Annotated in this window: 8 protein-coding genes; 5 read left to right on the top strand and 3 right to left on the bottom strand. The window is 43.5% G+C overall.

What is annotated here, in order from left to right:
• Window positions 1-59 precede the first annotated feature (59 nt).
• Together coq7 and CXF60_RS10890 are read right to left on the bottom strand one after the other, a co-directional pair.
• Window positions 60-698, bottom strand: a complete 639-nt coding sequence (gene coq7, locus CXF60_RS10895; protein ID WP_201571247.1) for a 2-polyprenyl-3-methyl-6-methoxy-1,4-benzoquinone monooxygenase — start codon at window positions 696-698, stop codon at window positions 60-62.
• Between the two features lie 252 nt (window positions 699-950).
• Window positions 951-2,282: an MFS transporter gene (locus tag CXF60_RS10890; protein ID WP_057759165.1), complete on the bottom strand. Its 1,332-nt coding sequence runs from the start codon at window positions 2,280-2,282 to the stop codon at window positions 951-953.
• A gap of 483 nt (window positions 2,283-2,765) precedes the next feature.
• Here CXF60_RS10890 and CXF60_RS10885 point away from each other — a divergent pair, with 483 nt between their 5' ends.
• Complete coding sequence (locus CXF60_RS10885; protein ID WP_102091953.1) at window positions 2,766-6,326, top strand: autotransporter assembly complex protein TamA; 3,561 nt, start codon at window positions 2,766-2,768, stop codon at window positions 6,324-6,326.
• Window positions 6,327-6,428: 102 nt separating this feature from the next.
• Window positions 6,429-11,423 (top strand): translocation/assembly module TamB domain-containing protein, encoded by a 4,995-nt coding sequence (locus tag CXF60_RS10880; RefSeq protein ID WP_102091952.1) that lies wholly within the window; start codon window positions 6,429-6,431, stop codon window positions 11,421-11,423.
• A gap of 151 nt (window positions 11,424-11,574) precedes the next feature.
• Here CXF60_RS10880 and hemP read toward each other — a convergent pair whose 3' ends face one another.
• The gene (gene hemP / locus CXF60_RS10875) at window positions 11,575-11,733 is read right to left on the bottom strand and encodes a hemin uptake protein HemP (protein ID WP_227672156.1); all 159 of its coding nucleotides are present in this window, start codon (window positions 11,731-11,733) and stop codon (window positions 11,575-11,577) included.
• A gap of 298 nt (window positions 11,734-12,031) precedes the next feature.
• On the opposite strand from hemP, the gene CXF60_RS10870 reads away from it, so the two are divergent.
• From CXF60_RS10870 to CXF60_RS10860, 3 genes are all read left to right on the top strand, one after another.
• Window positions 12,032-13,168: an NUDIX domain-containing protein gene (locus CXF60_RS10870; protein ID WP_102091951.1), complete on the top strand. Its 1,137-nt coding sequence runs from the start codon at window positions 12,032-12,034 to the stop codon at window positions 13,166-13,168.
• A 449-nt stretch (window positions 13,169-13,617) separates the two neighbouring features.
• Window positions 13,618-14,865, top strand: a complete 1,248-nt coding sequence (locus CXF60_RS10865) for a lipocalin family protein (protein WP_102091950.1) — start codon at window positions 13,618-13,620, stop codon at window positions 14,863-14,865.
• A 331-nt stretch (window positions 14,866-15,196) separates the two neighbouring features.
• On the top strand, window positions 15,197-16,639 hold the full coding sequence (locus CXF60_RS10860) for a glyceraldehyde-3-phosphate dehydrogenase (RefSeq protein ID WP_102091949.1): 1,443 nt from the start codon (window positions 15,197-15,199) through the stop codon (window positions 16,637-16,639).
• The last annotated feature ends 36 nt before the right edge of the window (window positions 16,640-16,675 follow it).

The raw sequence follows: 16,675 nt of genomic DNA, 5'->3' as shown, positions 1-16,675 counted from the left end.
GACGTTGATGAGTAACAAAGTCAATAGCAGCAACTAACCACAGTACCTGTAACCATAAGCTATAAATGATAAGCGGTATCTTTCATGCGATTTGCCATCCATCGCATGGTCCGACGTACTGGGGGAGACAGGGCAGCGCCGCCACTTGCAAGTGCTAGCTCACGATGGTGCAGCTCCTCTTTATCCATTTGTGCCAGTATTTCTTTTGAGCGCTGATCATGTTCAGGTAATTGCTTGATATGATCCTGTAGATGCTCGCTGACCTGAGCTTCTGTCTCCGCTACAAACCCTAGACTAAACTCGTTTGAGATCGCGCCTGCGACTGCACCGAGTCCAAAAGACATACCGTACCAAAGCGGCGTAAATACGCTAGCATGGCTACCAAGTTCGCTTAGACGAGTCTCGCACCAGACCAAATGATCGACTTCTTCTTCGGCCGATTGTTGCATGGCTTGTTTGACACCACTATCTTTTGCGGCAAACGCTTGGCCATGGTATAGACCTTGCGCACATACTTCACCTGTATGATTGATACGCATAAGACCTGAGACGTGCCGCGCCTCTGTGATGGTCAGCTCAGGAATCTCATCGCTACTGACGGGCAACGGCCGCGTGCTTGGATTGGAATGTGGCACGACAGCTCGTAATGCCTTATCGACCCCAAGTAACAACTGGTCAATTTTAGATAAAGGACGCAGGGTCATAACTCACTCCTGATGGTGTTAAAAACTGTCAATAAAATAAAATGTATTACCGTTTAAACGCAACGGCATGATGCGTATTACTATAACAAACAATCCAAATTATCGGCTCGAATATTATTGTCTAGATAGCTTATAAATAACCTATAGATAGTTCGTAGGTTGCTATAGCAATAAAAGCAACGAAGTCATCAGCCCAACATTAGACTGTATCTATGGAACTGAACTTATTTACGGCGCTAACCATATTTACGGTGCTATACCATCGTTAGTTTGGATAACGGCATGCTTAATATGTTTATTGAGTTTGATGTATAAAAATGCACCAAACACGATATTCAATAGCCCTGTCACCAAAAATAGCTGCGGCAGCGTAAACCCTAAAACATTCAAGATAACAATCGCAAAAATTGCTGAAGTAACCATAAATATCGCGTTAAAAATGTTGTTTGCGCCAACAATACGTGCTCGATGACTCTTAGGTGCGTAGGCTTGCATAGAAGCATATAGCGGTACGATATACAAACCACCGCTAAATCCTAATAAGAACAAATCCGCGAACACTCGCCAGCTACCACTTATGTTAAACAAATCACCGATGCCAAGTAATGTGTCATTATTCACATTTATATCTAAACCTGAAAGTGAAAAATACAAATCAATAGCAAAGATACTTAATCCAGCAATACCGAATGGTAATAGACGCAAGCTAACTTTATTTTTGGTCAATGTTTTGCACAGTACCGAACCGATTGACACACCAACAGAAAACAATGTGAGTAAGAAAATAACAACTGACTCATCACCAAGCAAAATCACCTTACTGAACTCTGGCACTTGGGTCAAAAACGTCGCCCCATAAAACCAAAACCAGCTGTTGCCAAGAATGATAAAGAACAAAAAAGGCAAGGAGTATAAGTAACGTACAGTGGCTAAGCTGGTGGTAATGATATTCCAGTTAATCTTTAGGTCAGGCTGCATCGCTGGCATAGTAGGGATATAGCGCGCAGCTAGATATCCTAAAACAGCGACAACCAACACTGTGGCACTAATCCAATACAGGGATTGTGATAGTTGAGTCAAAATACCAGCGACAATCATCCCGACTAAAATAGCCAGCGACGTACCCATCTGAAAAAGGCCGTTGGCGCCGACCAGTTCATCTTCTTTCATCGCTTGCGGCAGATAAGCGTATTTAATCGGTCCAAAGAAAGTCGAATGTGTACCCATCAAAAATAACGCGACAAATAGCAGTGCATACCATTCAAAGACAAAGCCGACTGCGGCAACCGCCATGATGACCAGCTCAAGAAGTTTGATAAACTGCGTGAGCTTTGACTTTTCATACTTATCAGCAATCTGTCCTGCCAAAGCAGAAAACAAAAAATAGGGCAGGATGAATAACATGGCGGCCAAGTTATTAAGGATGCTGACCTCTACGCCTAATTTACTGGCGGCAGTATAAGTGAGCACCAGTATGAGCGCCTGCTTAAAAATATTGTCATTGAATGCGCCCAAAAACTGGGTGAAAAACATAGCGCTAAAACGACGGCGCTTGAATAACTGAAACTGGTTGGACATGGACATTCCTACAGATAAATCGCGACTGATAGAGAAAATAGCGGCGCTGAACGACAATTTTTTTATGATAATAATCGTCAATTTTATTAAAAACTATATCAAGATATAGCATAGGTTTTATCAATATTAAGCCGTATAATAGCAAGGCTTCGGTGAAAATACATGCAGTCAATGCTATGATTCGATATTTAACTAAGTTATGATTTATAAATTTTATGTGATTGCGTTTTAGGGTATAAATAGTAGTGAAAACAAAGGCTACTACTCATCAACACTATCTATAAACTAGTAGCCTTCTCTAAACTAGTAGGCCTACAAGGCGATAGACATACAGTGCTAAAGTCGACACTATAGATAACCAGTCACGAAATGAAAGTAGTAAACCATTAATTGCAGATAACTGCTATAAGTTTATTCACCGGTCAGACTTGACGATCGTTATCGTTGATAAGATTGTGCCGCGTGAGCTGATAGGACGTAAAGATGATAAAGCAGCCTTCAACTCGAGCATGCAAGGGTCTAATGATGCAGCGTGACACAGCCATAATCCAAAACGATAGTAATAGTTTGAGTACATATCCAGCAGCGCCGCGTAAAAATTTCAGACGTTCGGCATTGTGCACTGCGCTTGCGACCAGTTTGTTCGGTATGGCACCTGCGGCAATGGCAGATACCATTAATAATGCAAATAATACGGCTATCACCAACTCATCTGCTGCTGAGCAAATTGATAGCAGTCAAATGGCTAGTAACCAGACTAACAATAGTCAAAGTGCGAATGATCAAGCATCTATCAAGCAATCAACTACATTGTCAGATGACGATACTCAGCTAGATATGGCTCTAGATGCGCTACGTCTAAAAAAAGCAGTAGAACAAGGCATCATCGATCAGTCAGTATTGGACGACTATAGCGAACAGAGCTTGGGCATTAAGAAACCTAACTCGACAAAGTCAGGATCTAAAAACTCGTCCACGCAAAATGCCAATGCTCAAAACGCAACTTCTCAAAACAACAACACTCAAAATCTAGAAACTTTCACTGATAGTCCAAGTACTTCATATAATCCAAATAACGCTCAATCAATCGCTTCTAATGATGACTTGCTGCAACAAGCAACCGAGATACAGCAGCAGGGTTATCAAATGATGACCCCTGAGCAGATCGATCGTGAGCTAGCGGCAATGGATGCGCAGAATGCTCAAGATATTAATAGTATTAATATTAGCAATAACGACAGTGACTTTGATGCGCCAATCGCTACGTTAGATGACACAACATCGCCAATTGGTCTCGATGTAGAGCTAGATGCGACAAACTTGCCAGCGCCTAGCAATCTTGATACGTTGGGTAGAAATGAAACAACGCAAGAGCAGGCGAGTACAGCTGAAGGGATGTCACGTCCGATTGAGGTGAGTGGCGCTGTTAGCAATGAAGATGTCGTTAGTAATGAAGCTATTGTTAAGAATGAAAATGGCCTGACGACTGATGATCGTAGTGATGAGCTGATAGCTGGTACGAATGTGCCTGCCAATGTAGAAGGTACGACAACAGATATTATCAATCCGAATGACTATCTACCAGATTATCAGAATGATACTCAGGCCGTTGATCAAAGTATCGAACAAGCCAATAGACCACGGCCACGCGCGCGTAATAGAGGCAATATCGTGACGCGTCTTTACAATCGCTTTTTTAATGACGGTGGCGTGGTAGCTTTGCCAAATGTAGAAACCGCTATTTATCTAGAGCAAGTATCTGCTGAAGACTCTCCTAATGGTAAGGCTCAGCTGATTGAGGCTGATAATGATATTCAGCCAATGAAAAACATCAAAGCAGCACTAGATGATACTTCCGTTCAGTCGGTTATTGACTTTACTGCAGCATTGCCACGTTTGCGCGAAACAGCACAGAATGCTGCTAAAGCCGTTGGTTACTACGAGGTTGAGCTGCGTCTGACCCAACCTGATCGTGACACAGTTAATGTTGTGATTGAAGAGCTGGGCGAGCCGGTACTGGTAGATAGCCGTATTATTGAGATTCGCGGTGAGGGCAGTGAGCAGGAAGAGTTTGCATCGCTTGAGGCAGACTTGCCGCCGCAAGAAGGTGATATTTTTAATCACCGGGTCTATAAGAGCAGTAAAGCGGCTTTAGAGTCCTTGAGCAATACCTATGGCTACTTTGACCAGTACTGGCTGAACAAATCTGTTGATATCATCTTGCCGGACAATAAAGCAGATGTCTCGTTGGTTTACAACACGGGTGATCGTTACGAGTTTGACGATGTGGTGTTTTTTACCTACGACAAAGAAACCAATACGCTGACCCAAGACCCCGACAAGCTACCAGTAGAGCTTTCATTGTTACAACAGCTCTATGGCTTTACGCCGGGTGAGCCGTTTTATCGTCCAGCAGTCACGAAGTTCAGTAATGACCTATCGGCAACTCGTTACTTTAATACGGTCAACGTCGAGTCGATACTACCACCAACTGATAGTAGTGAAGCTGGTACCTTGGCGTTTGACAATGCTGCTACCGAGGGTAACGGCACATTAGATGACGATATTAATAATGTGGACAATGATGGCGTCGCAGATCTGAGTAGCAATGATGGTGCAGCCGCCTCAAATGTGACTGCTAGTAAAGAAGATACGGTCAATGATAATAGCGACATAGGTGCAGAGAGCGATAATGCTCTGAGTGCTAACAGTGGCGAAACGGTCAATGAAGCGGATATCGCTGCTATTGATTTTGAGGCTGATGAAGCCACCCTTGATAAGCTGCAAGCCATCAGACAAAAAGCAGAACGATTAAGCCGCTTGCCGAATGATCGCGTGCTTGATGAAAAAGATCAGGAGGCTGATAACCTATTGGGTAAAATCAGTGACTCAATCAGTAATGTTGCACAAAAGATATTCCCTGATGAAAAGAGTCTAATCGCTGATGAAAACTTTGTACCGCCAACGCTAGCAGGACGTAAAACGCCGCAAGACGTTGCAGAAAGCAAAAAAGTACCTTTATATGTGTTTGTATACGCGGATAAACCACGTGATGCTCAAGTTGGTCTGGGTTATGGAACAGATACAGGCGTTCGCGCCACTGCAAAAATAGACTATAACTTGCTCAATCGCCAAGGCTATCAAGCAGGTGCAGAAACAGAAGTATCGAGAATCAGTAAAAACGTGGCTGTGTATGCCAGTCGACCATGGAAGCATCCGCTCAATGATAAGCTAGATGCACGTCTTACTTATGAAGAGGAAGTGATTGACCAAGGTGAAGGTAACTTTGATCTATCAACCACAACGCTGAAGGCAGCTTTGGCACGTAACATCCGTAGTGATACTGGATGGAACCGTAGCTACTCTGTGCGTTACCGCTTGGATGAGCTTGAGACGGGGGTTGATGGAGCAGCACTAGATGATCTGCCTATCCGCTTTACCTCTTCAAATCCGAAACAGCGCGCGCTGCTATTTGGCTATGGTATGAATAAAACAGATACTGATAACGCTACCAATCCAACGCAAGGTATGCGCCAGTACTACTCAATCGAGGCTGGCACTGATAGCGCATTCAGTGATACCGATATGGCGATTATTCGCGCAGGCGTTAGTGGTATCTATAGCTTTGGCGAAGACAAAAAGCATCAAGTATTAGGTAGTGCCAATGCCGGTTATATTTGGGCGGATGATTTTTACGATGTGCCTTATAAATTGCGTTTCTTTGCAGGTGGCGATCAGAGTATCCGCGGTTATGACTATGAGAGCTTGTCACCATTAGATAAGGGCTATCTGACGGGTGGGCAGGTACTAGCGGTCGGTAGTGCTGAGTATAACTATGAATTTAAACCAGGTTTCCGTGGCGCATTCTTCACAGATGTCGGTAATGCCTATGACAAAGATTTTGACACTGAGACAAAGGTCGGCGTTGGTGTCGGTATCCGTTGGGCGTCGCCTGTAGGAATGGTGCGTGTCGATGTGGCTGCTGGCGTGACCGAGGAAAGTATTCCAGTACGACTGCACTTCTTTATTGGGTCACCGTTATAAACGCTTAATGCAGTAGCTCTAAATTTTTAGTAGTTCCAAATGTTCTAATTATCACTTATCGTACCGATTGCTGGTCTTCATTTTTTAACGTAGTTGAGTGTCATGCTGACAGAAAATACCCCGCCTAATAATGCTCCAGATGAAGATCCAGCACAGCGTGATGCCCGTGCCGTTAGGCGTTGGTATCCGTTGTCATTTCTGCTCAAACTGCTGGTATTGGTGCTTATCGTACTGGCGATTATGTTTGCCATATTCTTTTATGCGGCTGGTACGGACGCTGGTACGAAGTTTATATTAGAAAAAATTAGTGTTGAAACAGGTATTGATTTCAAATATGGACGCGGTAACTTGCGCGATGGTATTTGGGTCACTGATATCGATATTGAAGCGACTGAAGATCTTGAGATATTAGTAGATAAGGCCTACGTCAAAATAGGCTGGCGTGCAGTATTTGCAAAAGAAGTGCATTTAAGCGATGCAGACATTCAGACTATAGAAATTATCAATAAAAAACCACCTACTGGTGAACCGTTCGATTATAAAACCTTAAAGTTGCCAGTAAATTTGCGTTTTGACCAAGCAAAAATTAAGAAAATCACTTATAAGCAAGTAACCAAAGATCCTATCGTTATTCAAGATATTACGGCGCGTGACCTGACGTGGGTAGGTAGTACGGTGACCGTTGACCGTGGTGTCTTGCAGTACGCTGATATCGTAAAAATCAGTGCCTTACAAGGCGAGATCGACCTACAGGGCGACTATCCACTAGATTTGAGTGCGATTGCGGATGTCAGCGCTCTTGAAAAAGCCTATATCGACCCGTTAAATATATCTGCAACGGGAACGCTTAAACGTACTGTCGGTAAAGTACGTAGTCGTTATAACGATAGCGATGTGAAAGGCGACTTTGTAGTACAGGGGCTAGATGCGGGTGCGCCGTTTGATGCAAAACTACAGTGGGATGATATTCTTATCCCTTACGCTGACAGCCAAAACATTCGCCTACAAAGCGGTACAGCCACAGCTTCTGGTGTCATCTCTGAGATACGATTACGTATCAATACTGAATTGACGGCCAAAGACATTCCATCAGGTCATTATCAAGGCCGTGCCGTTATTGCCAACAGTCAGCTACGTATAGATCGCCTAGATGCTGACGTGCCAGCGGGACGTTTGGCGTTACAAGGTATTTTAGATTGGAAAGACAGTTTTGAAGCCACGGTGCGTGCGACGGGTAGCAACTTTGATATTCGCCAAGCTATTCCAGCCGAATATACTGACTTTAAAGCTTATGCCCCGCAAAATCTAAACGGTAGACTGTCACTGCGTTATCAGCAGCAGAATCCTACTGGTAACACGCAGATTGATGCAGATTTGCGTCAGCGCGATGGTGAGCATATCAATGCCAATATGGTCCGTGGTAAAACCTCTGCCAAATCTAAGCAAGTCGCGCCTTGGTATATTGATGCTAACTGGAAAAACCTAACCCGCCGTAACGTACCCAATATTGGCAATATCGACAGTCCTAGTGGTCAGGCGGACGTCATCGTTCGTGGTTCGACTCTATCAGTCGATGCCAATGCCGTTATCAATGAGCTAAATGCTGCCCCCAAAGGCAACTATGATCTACGTATACGTAAGGCTGGTGATGTCATAGATATCAATCGTCTTAATTATAATGGCATCGTAGGAGACTTATCCGGCACAGGACAGATTCAGTTGGCGAGCAAGCAGCGTCCACTGACATGGCAAATTGATGCCAGTACTAAAGGTCTACTCCCTAAGAAATATCGTAGCGATCTACCACTTGAGCGCTTAATAGGTAGTATAAGTGCGCGTGGTCGATTGCTAAACATCACTAAAAATGGTGTCAGCGGACAGCGTCATGTGATTACTTTAAACAATACCGATATGCAAGCGCAGCTCGATGCGTCGCAAGCAGATCGTGCTATCGGTATTACCGGTGCTGGTGATGCCAGTGTCGATATCGTAGGTGGTGAGCTGTCAGTATTTGATGCACGTTTTGATGGTCGGATTGATACGGCAGATGTACCACAAGGTCGTCTGTCTATTGATGCTGCGGGTACGCCAAAGCTGATCAGTATTCGTAAGCTGAACTATAAGGGTGAAGCGGGCGCAGTTGATGCGAAAGGGGTCATCGACTTACGTAAAAATATCGGCTGGAATATAGATGGTCGTTTTGACCAGTTCAACTTGGGTTATTTTCTACCCAATAATCCAGCGATAATCACAGGCGATCTAAAAACCAGTGGCGAGTGGCAAAATGCGCCAAAAAACAGCAAAAACACAGCAGGTACCTTGCAGCGTTTTGCCGTAAATTTCAACGGCATATTAGATGCCGAGCAATTGCCAGCAGGTAAGCTGAACATAGAAGCCAGTGGTGACAGTCAGTTGATCCGTATCAATCGTTTCCGTCATGTGGGTGCGGCAGGTAGTATTGATGCCAGCGGAACCGTTGATGTGCGTCAAGGCGTTGCATGGGATATCAACGCAGTGATGGATCGTTTTAACATTGGCTACTTCCTAAAAGATACCCCAAGCCTTATCACTGGTACGATTGATACAGATGGCCGCTGGAGTGACACGCAGCAGATTGTCAATATTAAACAAGTTAATCTAAATGGCATGCTAAAAGGGCAGCAACTGAGTGCCAAAGGCAGCCTATCAGCGAAAATGCGTTTGCCTAAAGATTTAACAAGTTATTTTAAACAGCTTCAGACCCAAGATGCCCAAGCACAATATAAGCAAGTGAATGCTTTGATCGATAGCCTAAATGCTAATAATCTGGTGCTGCGTTGGGGTGACAACTATGTCACGGCTAACGGCAATGCCAAACAGTTACAAACCAAAATTAATATTACCAGTCTAGATCAGCTGTCTAGCCAACTGGCTGGCAAAGTTACTGGCGGTGCCACGCTGTCTCAACCAACTGGTCAAGCACTGCCTACTATTTATATTGACTTGGTCGGTGAGCGACTCGCGCTACCTGGCTTTATATTGCGTCAAGGCCGTGTACGCGGCAAGTTGGTCAACTTAGCCAATAGCCCAAGTCAGTTAATCGTGACGGCTGAAGGCCTAGATGCTGCTGGTCAGAGTTTCGATAGTGTCAAAGTGTCCTTTAATGGTACCGAAAAATCCCATGTGGTCGATCTCAATGTGGCCAATAAGCAACTCGATGTCGGTGCTAGGCTAAAAGGTGGTTTTGATCGAGACAGGCTAAGCTGGTCAGGTGTCATTGGAAAAGGCCGAATCAAATCTAAATATGCGACTTTGAATCAATTGCAACCTGCACAGCTGATTGTGAATTTACCTTACAATCAAGGTGGTGAGAACCGTGATCTAAAAGTACAGCTTGCTGCTCATTGTTGGCAGGCCACGGATCAAACTGGCAAGCTTTGTCTACGTGAAAAACTAGTAGCATCGCCGGACCAGGGTGAAGTTAATGTAGCGTTGCAGAATTTAGATACGTCGTTATTCTCAGTGTTCTTGCCAGAAGATATTGACTGGAATGGCAAGATTAATGGTAAAGCAATCGTTGGATGGCAACGTGGTCGTCCGCCAACTATCAATACCACGCTATATTCAGATAACGGCAAGATTGGCCTTGTTCAAGATGGCGAGAGCACATCAATGACTTTGCCATACAAACGTGTCTCTCTCATTGCTCTGTCTGTGCCTGAGGGCATCAAGCTGCGCACCGATATCAATACTGGACGCGGGGCGCGTGGCTATGCTGAGGTGATCGTCGATCCTTATAAAGACCCTAAACCAATCTCCGGTGCATTGGTACTGAACGAGCTTGATCTTGCGATATTTAAGCCTTTCTTCCCTGGTATGCGCGTCCTAAGAGGTAACGTCACAATGGCGGGTGGTCTAGGTGGTACCTTAACCAAACCGCAGTTCTATGGTGACGTAAAGCTTTCTGACGGCCGTATAGCCATGCTTGATTTGCCAGTAAATCTGTCCAAAGTAAATGCGACAGCCAAAATACGCGGCACGCAAGCGACCATTGATGGTACATTCAATAGTGGTACAGGTGAAGGCGAATTGTCAGGAACAGTCAACTGGCAACAAAAACTGCAAGCCAAGCTGAGTGTCGTCGGTGAAGGCCTAGTCATTACCCAGCCGCCATTACTGGTCGCTGAGATTGATCCTGATATTGATATTATCGTGCGCCCAGGCGACCGTTATGTTGATATAAAAGGAGCGATTAGTGTGCCGTCTGCGACCATTCGTCCGCCTGAAGCCAGCGAAGATATCATCACTCAAACCGAAGATGCAGTCGTACTAGATCGTCGTTTGATTGGTAATATCGATGAAGTACTGGCTATCTCAAAACCTTGGTCAATCAATGCTGATATCGGTGTTGATTTGGGCGATGATATCAACTTCCGTGGTTTTGGCGCCGTCATTCCATTGGCAGGTGCGATTAATGTGACTCAGAATGGTACAGGTATCATGCGTGCCAGAGGTGTTGTGCAGGTCTCACGCCGTACCAATATCAATGCCTTTGGACAAAGCCTAGAGCTGAATTATGGTCAAGTTCGTTTCAATGGTGACGTGATGAAACCGAGCTTGAGTATTGAAGCGGCCAAAACGATTAATGGCAAAACAGTTGGTCTGCGTGTCCAAGGGACGACTGAAAGCCCCAATATTATCGTCTTTAACAATGCAGGACTGACCCAGCAACAAGCCATGAACGCGTTGGTGACAGGTCGCATCGATAATAAGAGCGCCACACAAATCAGTGAGCAAGGGTTTAAATCGCAAGTGACCAATAATCTGGCTGCCGCTGGACTGAGCTTCGGTCTGAGTGGCACTCGTAGCCTGACCAATCAAATCGGGCAAGCTTTCGGTTTGCAGAGCCTAACAGTCGATGCCTCAGGTAGTAGCGAGGACACCAGTGTCAACGTCACAGGTTATGTAACGCCTGATTTATACATTCGCTATGGCGTAGGTGTTTTCAATGCGCAAAACAGTCTTTCTGTTCGTTATCAATTGACACGCCGTATCTATGTAGAAGCAAGCTCAGCAGCGGAAAATGCAGTGGATGTGGTCTATAGTTGGCAGTTCTAAATCGTGTATTCAGAGGACAACTGCTTTTTGATTAAAGTTGATCGAGTTAGTTTCTAAAGTGATTTTTAAACTATATGACCTATAAAAAAACGCCTCATAATGAAGGCGTTTTTTTATAGAAGTATTGAAAAAGGTGTCACTGAAATAGACGTTACTTGGTTAGAATCAAGCGATTGTTGCGAGTTAGGCGTAGTCGATACTCTTCGCCTTCATGCTCGATACGTACCTCTTTAGTCAGTGCAAATAGATGTTGTGATTGCAAAGTAGGTAAACGGTTTTCACGACAGTTTAAATAACGAGAGATGACCATGCTCATAGTAAATTCCTTTTGAAAAAAAGTGGCTTATAAATTGGCTAACCATAGCGTAATTGTTTTTAACGATAATAATTATCATTTAGATTTGATAAATTTGCAAGGCAATTGATAAAATAAAATGCAGTTATTATGTAAACTTATCTAAGTTTACTGTTATAAACTATCTCGATTAAGCATTTTATTTAAATAAATTAATGAGTTAAGTGCTAAATCCAAATAAATCATCTAGCCTATAAAAACTATTAAATTATCAAAAATAATCAAGGTAAATACCGAAATAAAGGATATAAGTATGTTGAACGGGTCAAATCAACAATCAGAGACCAAGCCGGAAAGTAAGACAGATGGTAAGGCGAAAACTAACAAACCTAGCATTGTAAATGTTGCAGTGGCTGTCATTCATTATAAAGATCAGTATTTACTTGGGTTTCGAGATGCTACTCAGCATCAAGGAAATCGTTATGAGTTTGTCGGGGGAAAGATAGAAGCAGATGAGTCAGCAGCGCAGGCGTTGATAAGAGAAGTGGCTGAAGAGACAGGTATCTTACTTGATGATAATACTATCGTTAAGCTTGGGCGTTTGCATCATGATTATGGCGACAAGCAGGTCAGCTTACAGGTTTATAAGATTGAGCTGACAGCAGAGCAGTACGAGCAGCATAAACATCGTAAGCAGGGTTTAGAAGGGCAGGCATTAACTTGGGTAAGCAAATCACAGCTTTTGGCAGGAGCGTATCATCTGCCCGCTGCTAATAAGACAATCCTTGAATGGTTGAAACTCTCATCGAAGATAGCGATTACTTATCCTTTGGCACATTTTGGCACACACACTGATGCAGCCGCGGCATGGCTACAGTATCACCAAGAAAATCTAGCATTAGAGTCGTGGGTATATATCCGCTTGAAGGACGTAAATTCTAAGCACCTTACTGAACAACTGATAACGGCACGTCCAGATATTTTAGCGATTTTACCTAATGATAATGAGCAGCCTTTGAATGAGCAAGGCTCATTAACCGCTAATGAGACAGAGATTAGCCAGCGAATAGTTGCCAAGCATTTGACACACTCGACACTGATGCAGTGTTTCAATGATGTAGGCAGTTCTACAGCTCTCACGCAGTCGTTATCTAAAGACCATCCGCTTATCGTCAGCTGCCATGACATTGCGAGCATAACGGCAGCCAATCAACTTGCCAGCATGCGCATAGAGAATGCATTACCACCCGTGATTGGTGCTTTCGTATCACCTGTGCTCGCTACCCAAACGCATCCTGATGACACACCGCTTGGATGGGAAGCATGGTCAGAGTTAGCAGAGTTAGCTGATATGCCTGTCATTGGGTTAGGTGGTCTGAAGCCTGCTATGTTCAATCAAGCATTGCAGTATGGCGGTATCAGTGTGGCAGGTATTCGTCAGTTTATATAATCCGCATGACTCAAGAAAGCTATCTACAAGCTATAATTCCATTTGCCTGAATGTGACCCCTATTAGACTTGCGTATTAAGCTTAGTAAGTTCAAATAACTGATTTTTAACTTAGTTATCCAGTAAGTAACTGTGTGGTTATGATGTGTTCAAACAACACTCAAACCCTATAGTTACTTACAAACCGTTGCGTTTTCCTACATTGCACTACTGTTTTAATAGTCCAGTTGTCCTTAATATATATTGCATATCTACGATACGTTGATCTTATTTCTATAGACGAGTGACTGATCAAAAGTGATGTTCAAAATACAATAATAAAAAAGCTTTTGTAGAGTCAAGTTTTGCACGAATAATTTATACCAAAGCAAATGGCTTTTAGAAAACGAGACCAAATAGATGCCGTACATAAAGCGTTTTTAACAATCACTATTTAAGAATGGTACTCCTATGAAAACCAATAAGTTACCTGAGTCAGCATGGACTGATTCACAGGCAGCTGGTTCTCAACTTCAGCAGCCTAAGCAATCGCTCAATGACAATGAATATGGCGATGACACGCAACAGACAAACCAAGCTAGTAACGATGCTAGCTATAATCGTGACAGCTCGAATGGCGAATATTCGCACCATCTGGCAAAAGACACGTCTTCGCAAGACAGCTATTTTGGATACAAAAGCGCCGACAAAAGCCTTAGGGCAAAAGAGTCAGCTATGAGTAACAATGAGATAAGCAAAGATCTAAAAAATAGCAATGAGGACAATCATGACGTGGCTAGTGGCTACAAATCATCTGGCTACAAATCATCTGGCTATAAGTCAGCGCGAAATGAGCAGCCACAAGAGCTAAATGAAGATGAGCCATCAATGTCGGGACTGTTAGAGGATCAAATAGATAATCTAAACAGTAGTTCTGAACACGCCATCGACGCTGAGCAAATTGGTGATGCATCAACAAATAATTCATCCTACAAAGAAATACCGGAGCGCATATTTATGAATGGACTGATCAAACATACAGGCATTGCTTTAGCGATTATTATACCGTTAGCAGCGTTCTCAGCCTATGCGGCCACGCCGCCAGTGAACATGGGGACTAATAACTCGGCAACTAATGGAATGTCTGATGATGCGATGAGTGAGAAGACCACGACTGATGTACTATCGGTTAAGCCAAGCGATATTATTCATAAATCTGCAAGCACCCCAACTACCGTAGATAGCGTAGATCTTAGTACCTATGCAGGTACTTGGTATGAAATCGGCCGTTTGCCGATGTATTTCCAACGTAAATGTGCAGGTGATGTCACCGCCAACTATGCTCAAAAAGATGACGGCTCAGGAATCACGGTTACTAACAAGTGTGTGAGCGAGGACGGCTCAGGTATTGTCGCAGAAGGTTTGGCTAAGCCAGTCGATGAAAGCGGCAGCAAACTAAAAGTGACGTTTTTACCGAAGTGGATTCGCTGGATTCCAGTGGGCCGTGCTGATTATTGGGTGCTAGCACGTGATACAGAGTATAAGACTGTGCTAGTGGGGACACCTGATAAAAAATACTTATGGCTACTAGCACGCTCGCCAAATATCAGTCAGGAAACGTATACCAAATATCGTCAAATTGCTCAGCAGCAAGGTTATGACTTAAAAGAGTTTACATTGACGTCGCAGAGCAACCAAACGGTGAATCTAGCACCATAAGTTTTATAACTGAAATTACTGCTTTAATTAGTTCAGAATTATAGCAATTATCATTTAAATTACGTCTCGATAAGGCAGCATATATGGATGCCTTTATTTTTATTATTAGCTGTATATGAGAATGAAACCTATTATGCACGCTAGCTAATCGGTTACTACTGGCAAAATGAGGCGTTTTAGGCTAAAATCTAGGCGATTCAAATACTCTAGTGTCAATGACCAATATTGATAGTGGTTGATTATCATATTAGAGTCGCCACTTAGAGCATATATAGCCTATCTGTTTTATACTTCTTCATATTTTATTGATCATACATTACTGACCATAAGGATGTTTCTCGTGAGCAACGCTGATACCTTACGCCAATTACATCAAGACCACTTGAACAACTACAACAATCAAGAGCAACAAGCGATTGAGCTTATGGGGCTACTAAACAAGCTCTATAACAAGCAAGACGTACAAGTGACTTTGTTTGGCGAAACGCTAGACTCTACCTCAGTTGGTCAAATACTTGCTTTGCATCAAAAAGTAGCACTACGCGATCATGGTGCCAAAGCTATCGATATCGCTGATACTCTAGCGATGGTAAAAGTTATCTCAGAGAACACTGATATCCAAGCCACTCGTATCGATGTTGGTCAACTGATTGCTAATGATACTGACTTACAAACCGCTCTACAGTCTGTCAACAACGCTGGTGCTGTGAATGGCGCGACGGATGTTGTGCTGTATGGTTTTGGCCGTATCGGTCGTATCTTGACTCGTCTACTATTGTCACAAGCGTCAAGCGCGAAAGGTCTACAACTGAAAGCGATTGTTGTACGTCCAGCCGCTGCTGGTGACTTGGCTAAACGTATCTCATTGCTTGAGCGTGACTCAATCCATGGTAGATTCTTAGGTGGCATTAGCATTGATGATGATAATAACGGCATGATCGTTAATGGTCGTTTTGTACAAGTTATCTATGCCAAAGACCCAAGCGAAATCGACTATACTGCTTATGGTATCGACAATGCTCTTGTTATCGATAACACAGGTATCTGGAAAGACGAAGCAGGCCTTGGTAAGCACTTACAGTCTACTGGTGTGAAAAAAGTGTTGCTAACAGCACCTGCTGGCGGCGATATCAAAAACGTCGTTTATGGCGTGAACAATGATACCGTTGGTGATGATACGATCGTTAGTGCTGCTAGCTGTACGACCAATGCGATTACGCCAACGCTGAATGTATTGAATGATGAGTACGGTATTGTAAATGGTCATGTAGAGACTATTCACTCATTTACCAATGATCAGAACTTGGTTGATAACTATCATAAAGCAGACCGCCGTGGTCGTAGTGCGGTGATGAACATGGTTATTACTAGTACTGGTGCTGCAAAAGCAGTTGGTAAAGCATTGCCAGAACTAAACGGTAAGCTAACGGGTAACGCTATTCGTGTACCAACACCAAACGTCAGCTTAGCAATCTTGAATGTGAATCTGAAAACTGCTCCAGCAAGCGCTGATGCGTTGAATGAGTTCTTGCGTAAAATGGCTAACAGCAGTACTTGGCAGTCGCAGATTGCTTACACAGATTCTACAGAAGCGGTATCAACGGATTTCGTTGGTACGACTCATGTTGGTATTATCGATGCTCAAGCCACTATTTTGACTGACAACCAAGCTATCGTATATGTTTGGTATGACAACGAAGTAGGTTATAGTACTCAGGTATTGCGTTTAGCGACGCAAATGGCCGGAATCAGCTACGCTCAGATTCCAGCATAGATTACTAAATACAGTAGAGCAATAACGTCATACCAA

This window comes from Psychrobacter sp. 4Bb (assembly GCF_002836735.1).
In the GTDB taxonomy this organism is placed as follows: Bacteria; Pseudomonadota; Gammaproteobacteria; order Pseudomonadales; family Moraxellaceae; genus Psychrobacter.
This window is presented reverse-complemented; position numbering and strand designations above follow the sequence as displayed.

Excerpts from the sequence above, each read along its gene's own strand:
- CXF60_RS10870 (WP_102091951.1), top strand. The coding sequence starts at position 12,032 with ATGTTGAACGGGTCAAATCAACAATCAGAGACCAAGCCGGAAAGTAAG.
- CXF60_RS10885 (WP_102091953.1), top strand. The coding sequence starts at position 2,766 with ATGATAAAGCAGCCTTCAACTCGAGCATGCAAGGGTCTAATGATGCAG.
- CXF60_RS10865 (WP_102091950.1), top strand. The coding sequence starts at position 13,618 with ATGAAAACCAATAAGTTACCTGAGTCAGCATGGACTGATTCACAGGCA.
- hemP (WP_227672156.1), bottom strand. The coding sequence starts at position 11,733 with ATGGTCATCTCTCGTTATTTAAACTGTCGTGAAAACCGTTTACCTACT.
- CXF60_RS10860 (WP_102091949.1), top strand. The coding sequence starts at position 15,197 with ATGTTTCTCGTGAGCAACGCTGATACCTTACGCCAATTACATCAAGAC.
- CXF60_RS10880 (WP_102091952.1), top strand. The coding sequence starts at position 6,429 with ATGCTGACAGAAAATACCCCGCCTAATAATGCTCCAGATGAAGATCCA.
- CXF60_RS10890 (WP_057759165.1), bottom strand. The coding sequence starts at position 2,282 with ATGTCCAACCAGTTTCAGTTATTCAAGCGCCGTCGTTTTAGCGCTATG.